The sequence below is a fragment of the Myroides sp. LJL115 genome (assembly GCF_054871665.1).
On record NZ_JBTXLS010000007.1, the window covers coordinates 37,210 to 54,848 of the forward strand.

Here is a 17,639-nt window from a genome sequence, read left to right on the forward strand (position 1 = left end):
ATTTTCCTTTTCAATCTGTTTTTCAATCAATTATCCTTATTCTTTTGAAAAAGGACTAATCCGTTGAATTTTTTTTTTAAACAACACCGCAAAACTACTGCTTATACCACTTACCTATCATTAGAAAGGTTATAGAAAAAAATTAGAAAACCATTAGAAAAACAAAAGGGACTATTTCATAAAGGTTATATCGCTATTATTCTGAGGTGATTTATTAGATAGAGTTAATATCTCAGATTAAATAATTAAACTATACTAAGTAAAATACAATATTTATTAAACAAAAAAGGGGTTGTCTTCGATTGAGAGACAGCCCCTTTTTTGCTTTTCTATTATAAATTTAAACGTAAAGTAAAACAACTCCCATGACCAAGTTGTGACTCTACTTGTAAATCTGCTTTATGTAATACTACGATTTTATGTGTTAATGCAAGCCCGATACCGCTTCCATAGACTTGGTAACCAGAAGCTCCTCTGTAGAAAGCTTTAAAGATATGTGGTAAGTCTTTTGGACAAATTCCTGGGCCTTTATCTGTGATTTTAATAACTAAATACTCTAACTCATAGGATAAAAGAATAGTACACAATTGGTTTTCTGAAAACTTACAGGCATTATCAAGTAAGTTTAAAAAAGCTACCTGTAAAAGATAGGCATTTCCAAAAACTTCCAAATACCCCTCTTCACTTAAGGAAGGATCTAAAATAAAGTCAAATTTACTTTGTGGATTCTTTCTTTGAATCTTGTGAATACAATCTAGAATTACCTCATCTATTCTAATGTGTTTAAAAACTATCTGGGTTGGGTCATAACTTGCCTTAGCTAAATCTAATAAACTATTGGAAAGGTGTACTAATTTATTAGAGTCTTGTAAAATATTAGTAAGAGTCACTTTATAGTTCGCAGGGCTTTGAGGTTCAATTAATGCCAATTCAATCTCTGCGATTACGGCAGCCAAAGGGGTTCTTAGCTCATGGGACATATTAGAAACAAAATCTTTTTGAGCTGTAAATGAAGCTTCTAAACGATCTAACATTAGATTAAAATTATTTGCTAAGTCACTAAGCTCATCTTTATTACTATCCCCTACTACCCTAGTGTGTAAACTACTTGCCGAAATACTTTTTATTTGTTTATTAATACTTTGAATCGGTCTTAGTATACGATCAGCAAAGAATCCTCCAATATAAAAGATTACAATTAAAGAAATTATAGACATTACTATAATGCTCACTAAAAGATTATGTAATTTGGTATATCCGTATTGATCATAGGAAACTGCAGTAATAATAAACTCCTGTCCCTGATAAGGATAAACAATAGCTATAATTTGCCAGTCTTCCTGTCTTAGATGCATACTACCTTGGCTACGCACTAAATCAATCATTTCCTGGGTTTCCTTTACTCTATCTACCAATAAGTCATCATGGTATATAAGTTGGAAATCACTACTATACACTGCTACCTCTACCTCATTGAGTTCCTGATTATTATTTTTATAAATCTGCTGTAAGATATTGGGTTTTACCTTAGCCTCTAATACAAGTCTTGCTTTTGTAATGGCTTCTTTTTCTAATTCTTGGAAAAACTCAACTTCCCTATTTTTTGCAGATGACCAATAAACCACTGTAGCAAACACTAAAAGTAGCGCCCCAACCAAAATGGAAAACCATAAACGCAATCTAGCTTTAATCTTCATTTTTCTTCAAGATAAATCCCATACCACTTTTAGTATGAATTAATTTATTTTCGGGATTGGTATCCACCTTTTTTCTCAAGTAGTTTATGTAAACATCTATAAAGTTTGTACCTGTATCAAAGTGAGTATCCCATACGTTTTGAGCGATTTCTGCTCTGGACAAAACCCTCTCTTTATTTTGCAATAAATATTGCATTAAATTGAATTCCTTTGGAGTTAAATGAATTTCTTTGTCTTCTTTGTAAAATTGTTTTTGATTAATGTCCATCTTAAGATCGGCATATAATAATATACTCGATGTATTCTTAGCACTTTCAAATCGTTTTAAAAGAGCCCTAATACGTACATATAACTCTCTTAACTCAAAGGGTTTTACCAAATAATCATCCGCTCCTGCATCGAATCCTTCTACTTTATCATCTGTGGTGCCCAAAGCTGTTAACATGATAATTGGAAGGCTAGGCAATTGGCCTTTTAATTCCTTACAAAGATCTACCCCATTGATTTTGGGCAAAATAACATCTGTGATAATTAAGTTGTAATTATTTTGCAGAGCAAGCTTACGCCCCATATAGCCATCATAAGCTACATCTACTTGATAATTTTTGGCTACAAGACTTCGCTGAAGTAATTCTGCAACTCTAACATCATCTTCTATTACTAAAATTTTAATCACAACTAAAAAATTTACTTTTAATACTCATGCAAGATACGGTATTTTTCAAAAATGTTAAATTTTAAATCTCAACTAAAGGGATGCTTTTTACCTCATTGACAAATCGTTATTCTTTGTATCTTGCATAGAAAAAAATGGAAAACCCAATCAACAAGATTAAATTAAGAAATCTTCATATTGATGATTACATGGAATTGAAGAAGTCTATGCTAGAATCTTATCCAGAATTAAGTGACCCCTATTGGGATAAAGACGAACTTAAGATGCTCTTAAAGGTTTTCCCTGAAGGGCAATTAGTGATTCTTGTAGATGATGTGGTAGTTGGCTCGGCTCTATCACTGATAATTGATGAGAAACAAGCTATGTCAGCTCACACCTACGATCAAATTACAGGATATTCTACCTTCAATACCCATAATAAAAAAGGTAATGTATTATATGGAATTGATGTTTTCATCCATCCTAAATACAGAGGATTAAGACTTGGGCGAAGACTTTATGATGCAAGAAAAGAACTTTGTGAACAATTAAATTTAAAATCCATTGTATTTGCAGGAAGGATTCCTAATTATTCCAAATTTGCAGACGAGTTAACTCCGAAACAATACATGGAAAAAGTGAAGTCCAAAGAGATCCACGACCCAGTGATGTCTTTTCAAATGGCCAATGACTTCCATATGGTAAGATTAATGCGTAATTACCTAGAAGGAGATACAAGCTCTAAGGACTATGCCATCTTATTGGAGTGGAATAATATTTATTATGAGAAAGAAGTTCAACTTATTAATGCTAAAAAAAGTGTAATACGTCTTGGACTTATTCAATGGCAGATGAGACCACTGAATGATCTAGAAGAGTTCTTTGATCAAGCAGAGTTTTTCATCAATGCTGTTTCTGATTATGAGAGTGATTTTGCAATGTTCCCTGAGTTGTTCACCGCTCCTCTTATGGCAGATTATAATCACTTATCAGAGGCTGATGCGATTAGAGAATTAGCAAGATTTACTGATCCTATTCGAAAAAGATTCCAAGAGTTTGCTATTTCTTATAATATTAATATCATTTCTGGTAGTATGCCTTATTTAATCGACGGTATATTATACAATGTAGGCTTTTTGTGCAAAAGAGATGGTACCTATGAGATGTACTCCAAAATACATATTACTCCTAATGAGGTATTTTACTGGGGAATGCAAGGTGGATCTAAGATACAAACCTTTGATACAGATTGTGGGAAAATCGGTATTATGATTTGTTATGATGTAGAATTCCCAGAATTATCCCGTCTTTTAGCACAAGAAGGTATGGATATATTATTTGTACCCTTCCTAACAGATACACAAAATGGTTATACAAGGGTTAGAAGCTGTGCTGCAGCTAGAGCAATTGAAAATGAATGTTATGTTGCAATCGCAGGTTGTGTAGGAAACTTACCTAAAGTAAATAATATGGATATACAATTTGCTCAAGCTGCTGTATTTACTCCATCCGATTTTGCGTTTCCAACCAATGGAGTCAAAGGAGAAGCTACTCCTAATACAGAGATGACTTTGATAGTAGATGTTGATGTAGATCTTTTAAAAGAATTACACGAACATGGAAGCGTGAAGATTCTAAAAGACAGAAGATTGGACTTATATGAAGTAAAAAAATTAAAGCACTAAAAGACCCAAAAGTAGAGATAAAACAGACTGAAATATGAATTTCAGTCTGTTTTTTTTTTATAAATTTTTCCTAAAAAAACAAGAAAACACTCCTAACAAACAAGCGCAATGCGCTTAAAATCAGTAGTTTATTTTTATTAATTGTTTTACATTAGAGAATAAAAGCAGCATACAATTTCTACACCAAGTAATTTAAGCGTAAATTTGCACCCCTCTTAGCGTTTATAGTAGTTTAAACACTAAAGAAGGTTAATTAAAATTATAACATTTTAAAAAATGAAAATAAAATATTTTTTCTACACCATTATCACCTTCATTGCTATTTCCATGGTTTCATGTATTAAATCAGAAGCACTTAATAATGAAGCAGATATCCTTGAAGCGCAAATTGATCCTGCCCAAGAAAAACTTCAGTCACAATTAACTAATAATGAGGTTACTTTCTTTATCAATGATAGTGCTGACATAACAAAAATGGCTCCTGCATTCAAAATTACCACTGGAGCAACTATTTCACCAGCTAGTGGAAGTGTACAGGATTTCACACATCCAATTAATTATATTGTAACCTCGGAGAGTGGTAACTACACTAAGTCCTATAAAGTGAGTATGTTCAAAGCAGAACTTCAAGGTAAGTACTCTTTTGAAAAACCAAAATTATTCTCAAACGGTGGCTTTTATGAATGGTTTGAAACAGAGCAAATTAATCTCGATTCTTCTCAAGAAGAAGCATCTGTTAAATTATGGGATAGTGGAAATTCAGGTTTCTTTTTAAGTTTCTTAATGGATCCGGATAAAAGGCCAAATGCAGATGAAATGATTACTACCATTGAGCCAAATGGAAAAATAGGTAAAGGAATTAGAATGTCAACGCAAGTAACAGGAGAATTCGGTCAACAATTTGCTCCAATTGCAGCTGGAAATATCTTTACTGGTGTCTTTTCAACTAACATTTTTAATCCAATAGAATCTCCACGATTTGGTATCCCTTATACACAAAAAGAAGAGCCTACTTTGATGACTGGTTATTATAAATATCAACCAGGAGAAGAATTTGTAGTGCATGCCTCTGATGGTAAAACTAATCTAACACAGGATACTTTTGATGCCTATGCTGTATTTTTTGAAAAAACCAAAGCAAATGACTATTTAAGAGCAACCCATAACTTTAGATTTATTGAGAATCCAATGGACGATCCTCGCATCATATCTTATGCAAGAATTAATCCAGAAGACCGTCAAATTACACAAGAATGGACATATTTCGAACTAGACTTCCATAGAATTTTAGATCGTAAAATGGAAGAAGGAAAACAATATATGATTGCAATTGTCTTTACTTCAAGTTTAGAAGGAGATAAATACAATGGTGCTATTGGAAGTACTTTATGTATAGATGAAATCGAAATCCTAACTGTTCAATCAAACAGTGTAAAATCCCTATAAATCTACTTAAAATGAAATTAAAACATATATTAACTCTTGTTGCTTTTCTAGGATTAATCTCTTTTACTCAAGCTCAAGAAGCTACTTTAAAGCAAGACAAATCGTTTTTCACTAAGAATATGGATTACCAGATCCGTGCCCATGTAAGTGTTGGTGGTTCTTCTCCTTTAGGTTTACCTAGAGAAATTAGAAAAATCAAAAGTTACGACCCAACCCTTGTAACTGGTATAGAATTCAATGCTACTAAATGGTTTTCTGATAAAAGTAAATGGGGAATCAAAGTTGGCTTTAAATTAGAGGATAAAGCAATGAAAACAGATGCAAGAGTAAAAGATTATCTTATTGAGATTAATCAAGGTCAAAGCACTAGTAGAGGATATTTTACAGGAGATGTGAAAACCGATGTTAGAAATACATTTTTAACTCTACCTGTATCTGTAGTATATAAAGTAGCTGATAAATGGAATATTTATGCGGGTATGTTCGCTTCCATTGCAGTAGACAGAAACTTTAGTGGTTATGTCTACAATGGTTACCTAAGAGAAGGAACTCCTACAGGTTTCCGCGTTGATTTCGAAGGTGAAGCAATTGGTGAATATGATTATTCAAGAGAAGTAAATAAGTTCGCTTGGGGTTCACAAATAGGATTCGACTACAGTATCGATAGAAACTTTAAAGTATTTAGTGATCTTACTTATGGTATAAATGGTGTATTAAAGAAAGATTTTAATGCGATTTCTTTTACTATGCATAATATCTACTTAAATATTGGAATGGCTTACCAATTCTAAAAATAAAAAAGGAGCTATCTCATAAAGGTTACCTAGCTGTCATTCAGGAGTAAATTATTAGGTATAATTTATATTTCAGATTAAATAATTAAATTATACTAAGTAAAGCACGATATTTATTAAGTAAAAAAGGGGCTGTCTTCAATTGTGAGACAACCCCCTTTTTTATTTTTAAATACCTCTTAATTAAGAAGTACCTTATCTGCTATTTTATCTTCCCCATCAATTTCTTGGGTAATTGGTAAGTTTAATATTCTTGCGACTATAGGATATACATCCACATTTTTAAAAGATTCAACTTTTTGATTCTCTTTAAAATTAGGTCCCTGTCCTATAAAAATACCATCCATCTCTTTAATCTGTTTTGGATCGTATCCATGACTTGCGGGAAATGCTCTATTTGTAAAGTAATACGGTGCCTTAGCTAGCAAAACAATATCTCCTACTCTATTAAATTTATCGGTTCCTGCTCCAAAATTTAAGTGCTTTGGTAAGTCTTGATTTTTATAAACAGTCATGTGATCTTTATTTAATCCCTCTTGGATCTTATTGTACCAAAAGTCTATGTCTTGTTTATCCTTTACAAACACATTCATTAATGTTCCATTACTAACTAAAGTTAATTGCTCTTCATCTGCCTTAATAGGAAAAGATAATAAGGTCTCTTGATCAATATCTAACATTCCATGATCAGATACAATAACAAAGTTAATTGGTAACCCTGTTTTATTTACTCTTGTAACTAATTGCTCTAACGCTTTATCTACATATTGAACCGCTTCATAGGTTTGCTTAGCATCTGGTCCAAATCCATGGCCTGCATGATCCACTTGAGGTAAATAAAAAGTGATAAAGTGTGGGCGTGTTTGCTCTGGCAAGCTTAACCACTGCTCTACCGCTTGAATTCTATCTTCTATATCTGATTTCTCTGAATAAGTATAATAATAAGTAGGTAGAGTATTTTGAATTGCTGCCTCTGAACCTGGCCAATAGTAACATGCACTTAATAAACCTGCTTTTTCAGATAAAACCCATAAAGGAGTTCCACCATACCACTGAGGGTTTCTTACTTGTTTTGCATTTCTTAATGAATAACGTTCATCAATACTCTGATCATAAATATTATTTCCTGTCAAACCATGGTTTGCTGGGTATAGACCAGTTACTAAAGTATAGTGATTTGGAAAAGTTACCGATGGAAACGAAGGAATTAAAGATTCTGCTTCTACACCCTTCTGAGCCAGTTTTGCTAAGAATTTCGCATCATGCTTCTTAATATAATCATATCTAAAACCATCAATAGAAATCATTATAACATACGGCTTATCCACTTGCTCTGAAGCATTAAAGCGATTTTCTATAACTATTTGTTGTTCTTTCTCATGATTTTGTGCCTTTACTACGCTTGTAAAAAATAGTAACGTGCACATTAAATAAACTGCTTTTGTCATGGTGATATTTTTACTTTTGTCAAATATCTACAGATAAATTTAACCATACAAAGTAATTGTGTAAATTTATAGTAAATTTATAATTACTTTTTTTGAGAATATGAAAAAAATAGGTGTACTAGGGTGTGGGTGGTTAGGTCTTCCCCTTGCACAGGAACTAATAAAAAACAATTTCATTGTAAAAGGCACAACAACTACATTATCTAAGATGGGTATCTTACAAGACTGTAGTATAAAGCCTTACTATATAGATCTAAGTGAAAATAAATTAGATTATATAGATTACTTTTTACAAGATCTAGACTTTTTAATTATAGCTATTCCCCCTAAAAGAGAGGAAGAGCTACCAACATACTGTAAAAATTTTACTCGCTTGATTCCTCAAATTAAAAAACATAAAATAAATAAAGTGATTTTTATGAGTTCTGTTTCCGTATATCAACCTGGAAAAGAAATTATTGATGAACATAGCAATGCATTTAGTAGTGATCCAACTGCTCAGCAAATCCTAGAGGCTGAAAAGCTGTTTTTAAATGATTCTTATATTAATGCTTGTATCTTACGTTTAGGAGGTTTATTTGGACCTGATCGCCATGTGGTACGTTATATTTGTTCTAAGCCGGAACTATCTAATCCAGATTTACCAATCAATATGGTTCACTTAGAAGATATTATTGCCTATACACTTAAGATTATCCAAAAAAGTTATAATTCCAATTGTGTTTATAATCTAGTAAGTAACAAACACCTTAGTAGAAAAGACTTTTACACTAAAAGGGCACAACAAGAAAACTTAATTCTACCTTCACTAGGTTTGAATAATCAACAAGACTATAAAAAAGTAAGTGGTCAAAAGATAGTGTCTTTTACCCAAAGAGATTACTCTTTTTAAATCCATAAATATAATGGTACCAGTAAAATAAGAAGATTGATTTACATTTTTTTTGTATCTTGTAGAGAAGACGAAAAAATATTCTTATGAGAAAGATACTATTTCCTACAGACTACTCAGAAACAGCCAATAATGCTTTTAAATATGCATTACATTTAGCTAATAATACTAATTCGGAGCTTTATGTTTTACATATATATGATCCTCCGGTGATTTCTGGAGGTATTTCGCCAAGTCTTGTAGATAAAGTTATTGAGAAAACTAATTTTTTAAAATTAGAACAATTAGAAGCAAACAGTCCTATTTTAAAACAAATACAACAGGAGCAGGATTTGCAGAATGTACAAGTCTATTTTCAAATTAAAGAGGGCTTATTACTTCCAGAAATTTTTGAGGCTATTTCTCAAAACAATATTGACTTTTTAGTCATGGGTACAGAAGGAACCAATGCTAGTTTTCATAAAAAGCTATTAGGAAGTAACGCATTAAATGCTATTTCAAAAGTGGAAATACCCACTTTAATCATACCAAAAGAAGCAACCTTCACTAAACTGCGTAATGTTATTTTCACTTCGTCACTCCAACTAGAAGAGCAATCTACATTGGACGAACTAGTAGACATTGCCCAAAGTATAGGAGCCCATATCAAATGCGTACATATTAAAACCAAAAAGTGTCCAGACTGTATGGAAGTTTATAAGCAGTGGAAAGTTCGCTATCAAGATAAACCTATTAGCTTTCATTTATTTAGTGATGAAAATGTAGAAAAATCCTTGCTTGATTTTATAAACATAGAGCAACCTGTTAGTATGGTTGCTATAATTAAAAAAGATAGAACTTTTTTTGAGGAACTTTTTTACAAGAGTACTACAGAGCATTTGGCTAAGCACTTAAAAGTACCTGTCTTTATTTACAAGAAAAACAAACAAACCTCCTTAGAGAAAATTTTAGATTTATAAAAAAAGCATCCTAAATAGGATGCTTTTTTTATAAATCTAATCGATTTTCATTTCAGGAATTTCTCCATTGATGATTAAATCTACCTGTGTGGCTTTTATAATTTGCTCTACACTTACTCCGGGAGCTCGTTCTAGAAGCTCTATTCCCTTATCGGTTACTTGAAGAACTGCTAATTCAGTTACAATTTTCTTGACGCAATTTACTCCTGTCAAAGGTAGAGTACAATTTTTTAAAATCTTAGACTCCCCTAATTTGTTAACATGCATCATTGCTACAATAATATTCTCGGCAGATGCAACAAGATCCATTGCTCCTCCCATACCTTTTACCATTTTTCCTGGTATTTTCCAGTTGGCAATATCACCTTTTTCAGATACTTCCATTGCTCCCAATATAGTAAGATCTACATGCTTACCTCTTATCATACCAAAGCTAGTAGCCGAGTCAAAATAACATGCACCCTTTAGGGCAGTAATAGTCTGTTTTCCTGCATTAATTAAATCTGGATCCTCTTCTCCTTCAAAAGGAAATGGTCCCATACCTAATATACCATTTTCACTTTGAAATTCCACATTCATACCCTTTGGCACATAATTGGCAACAAGAGTTGGGATGCCTATACCAAGGTTAACATAGTAACCTTCCTTTAATTCTTGGGCTATCCTTTTAGCTATACCTACTTTATCTAACATAATGTAAATTTAAAAATGAATTATTTTCTTGGAACTACAGTAAGTTGCTCAATCCTTTTTTGGTAGTCTTTACCTTGGAAAATTCTTTTTACAAAAATTCCAGGTACATGGATTTCATTAGGATCTAAATCCCCCACTTCTACTAAGTGTTCTACCTCAGCAATGGTAATCTTAGCAGCACCAGCCATACAGGCGTTAAAATTACGCGCTGTTCCTTTAAAGACTAAGTTTCCAGCCTTATCTCCCTTCCAAGCCTTTACAATTGCTATATCGGCGTCAAAGGCAAGTTCTAGAATATGAGGTTTTCCTTTAAAATAGCGTACTTCTTTACCATTAGCTACTTCTGTTCCGAAGCCTGCTGGTGTATAAAATGCGGGGATACCCATTTGAGCAGCTCTACATTTTTCAGCTAGAGTTCCTTGTGGGGTAAGTTCAACTTCTAATTCTCCGCTTAGCATTTGTCGCTCAAATTCATGATTCTCTCCAACATAAGAACTAATCATTTTCTTTATCTGATGTTTATGAAGTAACAATCCTAGGCCAAAATCATCTACCCCAGCATTATTAGAAATACAGGTTAAGTCTTTTACATTTCTTCTGACCAATTCTTCAATGGAATTCTCTGGAATCCCACACAATCCAAAGCCGCCTAGCATAATGGTCATACCATCACTTACATCGCGCAAGGCTTCTTGAACATTAATAACATTTTTTAGTATCATAAGAATTTTAAGGTTAATTAATTGCTCTTAAAAATACAAAAAAAAACGCCTTTAAAAAAGGCGTTTTATATTATTAAAAATCAAACTCATCGGTTTGAAGTACAGATTCATTATTCTGACTACTATCCGATTCCAATGTACTACAGTCAATTCGGATCGATAAATTATCAGGTCTTGGGAATTCCCCTTTAGAAACATGTAATGTTTTATCAGCGTAAACTTTATTCATATAAACTCCCCAGATTGGAAGAGCTAAAGTTGCACCTTGTCCATAAGTCATTGTTTTAAAATGGGCAGCTCTATCATCATTCCCTACCCAAACTCCAGTTGCTAAATCTGGAACCATTCCAATAAACCATCCATCGGAATTATTCTGGCTTGTTCCTGTTTTTCCAGCAATTGGATTAGTGAACTTATAAGGATGTCCTGTTACCCTCTTGTAACCTGCACCTTGCCAAGTTGTACGTAAACGAACCCCTGAACCACTTTCTGTTACCCCTTCTAAAAGCTTAATTATAGCATAAGCAATATCTGGACTTAAGACATCTTTGGTTTCTGGTACAGCATTATATAATACTACTCCATTCTTATCTTGGATTTTAGCAATAAAAACTGGCTTCACATAGACTCCTTGGTTAGCAAATGTACTATATGCTGCTACCATATCACTTACGGTAATATCCACTGCTCCTAATGCAATAGCTGGACTTTCTGGAATATCTGCGGAAATACCTAGATCTCTGGTTAAATCTATTACAGCTTTAGGACCTACTTTATCCATTAACTTAGCAGTAATTGTATTTACCGATCCTGCTAGACCTTGTTTTAAGGTCATAATCCCTTTATAAGAACGAGACGCATTTTGTGGACTCCAATCTTGGCTAATACCATATTTACCTTTAGGCATTGTAAAGGGAGAATCTATAATAGAATCACAAGGTGAGTAGTGTAGTTGTTCAATGGCTGTAGCATAAACAAAAGGTTTGAAAACCGAACCTACTTGTCTTGTTCCTTGACCAACGTGATCGTATTGGAAATGCTTGTAATTAATACCTCCAACCCAAGCCTTAATATGACCCGTTTGCGGCTCCATAGACATCATCCCTGCTTGTAAAAAGTGCTTGTAATACACAATAGAGTCCATTGGAGTCATTACAGTATCTACATCTCCTTTCCAAGTGAATATTTTCATAGGAGTTTTTACCTTAAATGAAGCAAGAATATCTGATTCTGATTTACCTTGCTTTTTCATTTGTCTATAGCGATCTGAATTTTTAATCGCTCTATTCAAAATACCATCTTGTTCTGCAGAGCTAATTCCATAAAATGGTGCCATTTTATTATTCTTTTGCTCAATAAAAAACTGTTCTTGTAAGTTAGCAATATGTGAGGTAACAGCCTGTTCTGCATAATTCTGCATACGAGAATCTATAGTTACATATATCTTTAATCCATCTCTGTAAATGTCATAAGTTGTACCATCTTTCTTTGGGTTTTCTTTCACCCAACGCCTCATAAAATCTCTCAAATACTCACGGAAGTAAGTTGCTATCCCATCACTATGACTCTCAGGAGTATAATTTATGGATAATGGCAGTTGCTGTAATTCTACACTTTGTTCTTGTGTAATATAGCCGTTCTTTGCCATTTGATGCAGAACTACATTTCTTCTTCTTTGTACTAATTCAGGTCTTCTTACTGGATTAAAATAGGAAGGGTTTTGTAACATTCCTACAAACATTGCAGACTCATCTGTAGTTAAATCCGCCAGTTCTTTACCTAAATAAATTCTACTAGCTGAACGGATTCCCACCGCATTATTCACAAAATCCGCCTTGTTTAAATACATAGTAAGAATCTCACTCTTAGTATATTGTTCTTCTAACTTTATAGCAATTACCCATTCTTTGGCCTTTTGCATAATACGCTTAGGAAGACTTTTTGAACCCTCTCCGTGAAAAAGTAACTTGGCTAATTGTTGGGTGATTGTACTTGCTCCCCCATTACTTCCTCCAGCGATAACAGCACGTAAAGTACCTCTTGCATCAATACCTGAATGGTTTAAGAAACGTTCATCCTCTGTTGCTATTAAAGCATTTACAAGGGATTCTGGAATCTCTTCATATTTTACAGGAACTCTATTTTCTAGGTAAAATTTTCCGATGGTTTTACCATCAGAGGAAATAATTTCTGTAGCTACGTTACTAGCTGGATTTTCTAGCTCATCGAAAGTTGGCATTGCACCAAAAACTCCCCAAGAAGCACACAAAAAGAAAAGTGCAACGGCAGCAAAACCGCCAATAAAAATAAGCCAAAAGGCTATTACATAACTTTTAAAACTTTCCTTTTTAGGGGCTGTTTTTTTTGTATTCTCTTTTTTTGAACTCATAAACTTAATTCGCTCTTTTTATTTTTCTTTTTCTATTCTAAGTCCTACCTCTGAAATACCAGGTAATTGGTCTATCCCCTTTACTTCACCTAACTGGCGAACGGCTTGCTCTAAGGTAAACTTATAGGTTCCACTTTGATTAAAAATATAATCTTGTTTTAACCATAATTTACTTTGCTTAATGTCCGTAAAGCCATCTCCCAGTAATTCTCCTTGAGCATTTGCCATTTGGTATTGCAAAGTATCCACAACGATTGTCATATCCGGCTGATACATCTTAAAAATCACATATAAATTACTATATGGATAGTTATTGTTAGCCCTGATATTAATAAATAAATTACTAGGACTAATGGTATCTTGAACCTGATAAACAAAGGTTTTTATATCTTCTTTAGCCCAATAACCTTGGGTTTTATGGTATTGATCAAATTCTACGTTATTATCTTGCTCACAAGATATTAGCAAAAAACATACCACATAAAATAAAACTATAAACTTATTCTTTATCTGTACTTGGTGTATCATTTTGATTATTCGAATTTTTAGCTCGTTTATTCCTATTACGGTTATTTTTGGGTTTTATTATATTGCCTTTCCCTTCAATACCCGAAATATTATCCTGTTTACTTTTGCTTGAATCTACACGAGGTGTCTTAACCTCTTTTACTTCCTTGGTATTTGTATTTCCTTTAGACTCTTTTGGCGTTCTAGTAGGTTTTGGTCCTCTAGGTCCTTTTACTTCCCCTGCATCTTTTGTTGGGCGTTGAACTCTTTCTCTAGTTTGCTTTTCCCCAGTAGAGTTATTTATATTAGTAGGTGTAGCACTTGTATCCGTTTCTTTCTTTGGAGCTCTAGTTCTAGGCTTTTTTACAGGGCGATTTGTTTTTGCATCTGCTCTTCCTTTATTAGCTGTTGTAGTATCTTGCTTTTGATTAGTGCTATCTACTTCCTTCTTACCCTCCTCTTTGATTCTCTTTCTAGCAGGTTTCTTCTTGCGTTTTGGTTGATCAAAGCGAGTTACACTATCTTCTTCTGAGATTTTCACACTTACTTCATCTTCCAATTCTAAAGAATAACTTTCTAATTCTTGACCGCGTTGATCTTTAGCATTCAAATCAACAATCTCTTTTACTTGTTCTGCAGTTAGAACATACCAATTGGCAGAGTTATTTGCATAAGCAAACCACATTTGCCCCTTAAAAATGTCTATCTTCTGACAAATTGCTAAGCCCTTAACTGTTAAGAGTTTAGTATCTGTATCAGGCATATCTTTGATAGCCTCTAAGTAAGTATCTAACTCATAGTTTAAACAACATTTCAATTTACCACACTGACCTGCTAATTTTTGCGGGTTAAGTGATAATTGCTGATAACGTGCAGCTGCAGTGTTTACACTTCTAAAATCTGTAAGCCAAGTAGAACAACATAATTCACGTCCACATGAACCAACACCTCCTAAACGTGCTGCTTCTTGTCTAAATCCTACTTGCTTCATCTCAATTCTAATAGAGAATTCACGAGCAAAATCTTTAATTAATTGTCTAAAATCAACTCTCTCACTAGCAGTATAATAAAAAGTAGCTTTAGATCCGTCTCCTTGAAATTCTACATCAGAGATTTTCATTTCAAGGTTTAAACTAATAGCAAGTTCCCTTGCTCTCATTCTAACTGGCTCCTCTTTACTTCGCGCTTGTTGCCAGATATCGATATCCTTTTGTGTTGCTTTTCGGTAAATTTTTAAAACATCACCATTAATTTCTACATGCTTTTTTTTCATTTGAACTTTAACAAGTTCACCTGTTAAAGAAACAATTCCTATATCATGACCTGGAGATGCCTCTGTAGCAACTACATCCCCCATGCTTATAGTTAACTCTTTAGGGTAGCGATAAAAATCTTTTCTCCCATTTTTAAATCTTACCTCTACTATATCGAATACTGGTGTTCCACTTGGATAAACCATGTTTGCTAACCAGTCAAATACTGCTAATTTATTGCAACTATCTGTTCCGCATGTTCCTCGACTTTGACATCCTCTTGGAACTCCATTACTACTCTTATCTGTTGAACAATTTGTACAAGCCATTTATTTTTATTTATATATTGATTCCCTTTTAGGGAAATTATTTTAACTAAGTCGCTGTAAAGATAGTATTTTTAAAGGACGCTTTTTCATTTTTTTAAAGCTTATATCATTATCACTTAACCTAATGCCTTTACCTGTTTTCTTCTATTTTATTTTAGAACTAGCAATGTAATTTGATAATGTTTACATTTTTAGCAAAATCCTAATTTTAGCCTACAAACAAGTTTTTGTACTTTTGCACTTTACTCTTTATATAAACTCAAAGATGACTGCTAAACAAACCATTGGAATTATAGGGGCAATACCTCAAGAAATTAACGGTATTATAGACTCCCTGCAAAATGTTACACAAACTCAGATTGCAAATCGAATCTATTACAAAGGAACAATTGGCGATCAAGATGTTGTGGTGGTATATTCGCGTATTGGTAAAGTTGCGGCAGCAATTACAGTTACCACTTTATTATTAAACTTTGATGTATCCAAAGTTATTTTTATTGGAGTTGCAGGTGCTATTCACAAAGATGTTCAAGTTGGAGATGTCGTAGTAGCGAGCAATTTAGTGCAATATGATATGGATGTATCTCCATTAAGACCCAAATTTGAGATTCCATTATTGGGCAAAACATTTTTTGAAACGGACTTACAATGGTCTAATCAACTAGTGGAGCAAATTCAACAAATATTAGACCCACAGGTACTGCATACATTAATCAGTAATGAAGACTTGGAAAAATTTCAAATCTCAAGTCCAAAAGTACATTTTGGTATGATTGCTAGTGGTGACCAGTTTTTCTCTACTATGGAGCAAAAAGATAAACTTCAACAGGCCCTACCTCAGGTAATGTGTGTAGAAATGGAAGGTGCGGCTGTAGCCCAAGTGTGCTTTGAATTTGGTGTAGATTTTACTGTTATTCGAACTATATCTGATAATGCAAACCAACATGCGAGTTTTAGTTTCCAATCTTTTGTAGAACAGGTTTCTTTGATCTACGGTAAGGAAATAATTCAAAAAGTTTTAGCATAAACCATATTTAAAAAGCCCCGAAGCACTACACAGTAGATCCTCGGGGCTTTTTAAATATTCCATTACTTTTATTTTGCTTCTCTTATTAAGTAAATATAAACAGGAAAGTGATCGCTAAATCCAGGCTCACCATTACTATTTCTTAAAGGATACCCTTTGTATTTACCAGAGGTTTGAATCATAAATGGTTTCTTAAATATTTGTGCCTTCCAAAATTTCCAAGTATCATACCCATCTTGCAAATAAGGTTCACTTAATATTATTTGATCAAATACGTCCCATGCATCTCTATAAGCAAGAGTACCATTACCTTCTTTTGCCAGTTTTTCAAAAGGATTATATAATCCGAACTTTTCTACTTTACTCTTAGAGTCCTTGGCATTCAATACTTTTTTAATACTATTGTTATAAGGCCCATCATTCATATCCCCCATAGTAATAATCTTAGCATTGGGGTTGATACTTTGTAAAGAGTCAATAATAGTGACATTCAAGGCTGCAGCAGCTTCTCTTAAAGGACTACTTCTTTTTTCACCACCTGAACGAGAAGGCCAGTGATTTACAATAAAGTGTATTTGTTCCCCCTCCAATAGGCCACTTACTACTAACTGATCTCTTGTGTATATTCTTTGTGGCTCACCCGTTTTACTATCTAGCTTTTTATTATCATAGATATACAAGGTATGTACTTGACTACTTAATGGCTGAAAATAAGTTCTTGAATACAAGAATCCAACATCGATTCCTCGTTTATCAGGTGAATCATAATGCACTATTCCATAATTATTAGGAACAAGTAAGGGATCATTGACTAAATCTTCCAAAACTCCACGATTTTCAATCTCAGCAACTCCAATCACTGCTGGCATCTTAGGGTTTTCTAACCTTCCAATTTCTGACATGACTCTTGCCAAATTATGAATCTTCTTCTGATACTTTTCAGTAGTCCAATTTTGCGCTCCTTGCGGAGTCCATTCTTGATCATAAATGGTTGTGTCTCTTTTGGTATCAAAGAGATTTTCGACATTATAAAATGCGATAGTCTGAATTTCATATTCCTTTTCTTGCGAGAAAACACTTAAAGAAAGAAAAAAACTCAGTAAAAAAACCTTATAGCTAATTGTACTATTTAACATATATGTT

15 protein-coding genes are annotated in these 17,639 nt (G+C 33.4%); 6 read left to right on the top strand and 9 right to left on the bottom strand.

Translation table 11 applies throughout. From position 1 onward, the window contains the following. Positions 1–332 precede the first annotated feature (332 nt). Together ACYSNX_RS03060 and ACYSNX_RS03065 are read right to left on the bottom strand one after the other, a co-directional pair. Positions 333–1,697 (bottom strand): sensor histidine kinase, encoded by a 1,365-nt coding sequence (locus tag ACYSNX_RS03060; protein WP_461753218.1) that lies wholly within the window; start codon positions 1,695–1,697, stop codon positions 333–335. Beyond that, complete coding sequence (locus ACYSNX_RS03065) at positions 1,687–2,373, bottom strand: response regulator transcription factor (protein WP_461753219.1); 687 nt, start codon at positions 2,371–2,373, stop codon at positions 1,687–1,689. The genes ACYSNX_RS03060 and ACYSNX_RS03065 overlap by 11 nt, the downstream gene beginning before the upstream one ends. A gap of 134 nt (positions 2,374–2,507) precedes the next feature. Between ACYSNX_RS03065 and ACYSNX_RS03070 the strand changes: the two genes are divergently transcribed. The 3 genes from ACYSNX_RS03070 (at position 2,508) to ACYSNX_RS03080 (ending at position 6,274) form a co-directional block, all read left to right on the top strand. Next, on the top strand, positions 2,508–4,037 hold the full coding sequence (locus ACYSNX_RS03070) for a bifunctional GNAT family N-acetyltransferase/carbon-nitrogen hydrolase family protein (RefSeq protein WP_461753220.1): 1,530 nt from the start codon (positions 2,508–2,510) through the stop codon (positions 4,035–4,037). 276 nt (positions 4,038–4,313) lie between these two features. Beyond that, a complete protein-coding gene (locus ACYSNX_RS03075; protein ID WP_461753221.1) occupies positions 4,314–5,483 on the top strand; it encodes a PCMD domain-containing protein in 1,170 nt (389 codons plus the stop codon). An 11-nt stretch (positions 5,484–5,494) separates the two neighbouring features. Continuing rightward, entirely contained in the window at positions 5,495–6,274 is a 780-nt protein-coding gene (locus ACYSNX_RS03080; protein WP_461753222.1) for an outer membrane beta-barrel protein, read from the top strand. A gap of 182 nt (positions 6,275–6,456) precedes the next feature. Here the strand turns inward: ACYSNX_RS03080 and ACYSNX_RS03085 are convergent, their stop codons facing one another. Then, on the bottom strand, positions 6,457–7,725 hold the full coding sequence (locus ACYSNX_RS03085; RefSeq protein WP_461753223.1) for an alkaline phosphatase family protein: 1,269 nt from the start codon (positions 7,723–7,725) through the stop codon (positions 6,457–6,459). A gap of 100 nt (positions 7,726–7,825) precedes the next feature. On the opposite strand from ACYSNX_RS03085, the gene ACYSNX_RS03090 reads away from it, so the two are divergent. Then, on the top strand, positions 7,826–8,617 hold the full coding sequence (locus ACYSNX_RS03090) for an NAD-dependent epimerase/dehydratase family protein (protein WP_461753224.1): 792 nt from the start codon (positions 7,826–7,828) through the stop codon (positions 8,615–8,617). Between the two features lie 86 nt (positions 8,618–8,703). Further along, complete coding sequence (locus ACYSNX_RS03095; RefSeq protein ID WP_461753225.1) at positions 8,704–9,576, top strand: universal stress protein; 873 nt, start codon at positions 8,704–8,706, stop codon at positions 9,574–9,576. Positions 9,577–9,612: 36 nt separating this feature from the next. Here ACYSNX_RS03095 and ACYSNX_RS03100 read toward each other — a convergent pair whose 3' ends face one another. From ACYSNX_RS03100 to ACYSNX_RS03120, 5 genes are all read right to left on the bottom strand, one after another. Next, a complete protein-coding gene (locus tag ACYSNX_RS03100; RefSeq protein WP_461753226.1) occupies positions 9,613–10,269 on the bottom strand; it encodes a CoA transferase subunit B in 657 nt (218 codons plus the stop codon). 20 nt (positions 10,270–10,289) lie between these two features. Then, a complete protein-coding gene (locus ACYSNX_RS03105; RefSeq protein WP_461753227.1) occupies positions 10,290–10,991 on the bottom strand; it encodes a CoA transferase subunit A in 702 nt (233 codons plus the stop codon). Positions 10,992–11,064: 73 nt separating this feature from the next. Then, positions 11,065–13,380 carry a penicillin-binding protein 1A gene (locus ACYSNX_RS03110; protein WP_461753228.1) on the bottom strand — a complete coding sequence of 772 codons (2,316 nt, stop codon included), beginning with the start codon at positions 13,378–13,380 and terminating at the stop codon, positions 11,065–11,067. An 18-nt stretch (positions 13,381–13,398) separates the two neighbouring features. Continuing rightward, positions 13,399–13,908: a gliding motility lipoprotein GldH gene (locus ACYSNX_RS03115; protein ID WP_461753229.1), complete on the bottom strand. Its 510-nt coding sequence runs from the start codon at positions 13,906–13,908 to the stop codon at positions 13,399–13,401. Continuing rightward, complete coding sequence (locus tag ACYSNX_RS03120; protein ID WP_461753230.1) at positions 13,880–15,469, bottom strand: PSP1 domain-containing protein; 1,590 nt, start codon at positions 15,467–15,469, stop codon at positions 13,880–13,882. The genes ACYSNX_RS03115 and ACYSNX_RS03120 overlap by 29 nt, the downstream gene beginning before the upstream one ends. A gap of 265 nt (positions 15,470–15,734) precedes the next feature. On the opposite strand from ACYSNX_RS03120, the gene ACYSNX_RS03125 reads away from it, so the two are divergent. Beyond that, a complete protein-coding gene (locus ACYSNX_RS03125) occupies positions 15,735–16,496 on the top strand; it encodes a 5'-methylthioadenosine/adenosylhomocysteine nucleosidase (protein ID WP_461753231.1) in 762 nt (253 codons plus the stop codon). A gap of 68 nt (positions 16,497–16,564) precedes the next feature. Here the strand turns inward: ACYSNX_RS03125 and ACYSNX_RS03130 are convergent, their stop codons facing one another. Next, on the bottom strand, positions 16,565–17,632 hold the full coding sequence (locus tag ACYSNX_RS03130; RefSeq protein ID WP_461753232.1) for an endonuclease/exonuclease/phosphatase family protein: 1,068 nt from the start codon (positions 17,630–17,632) through the stop codon (positions 16,565–16,567). Positions 17,633–17,639: the final 7 nt, after the last annotated feature.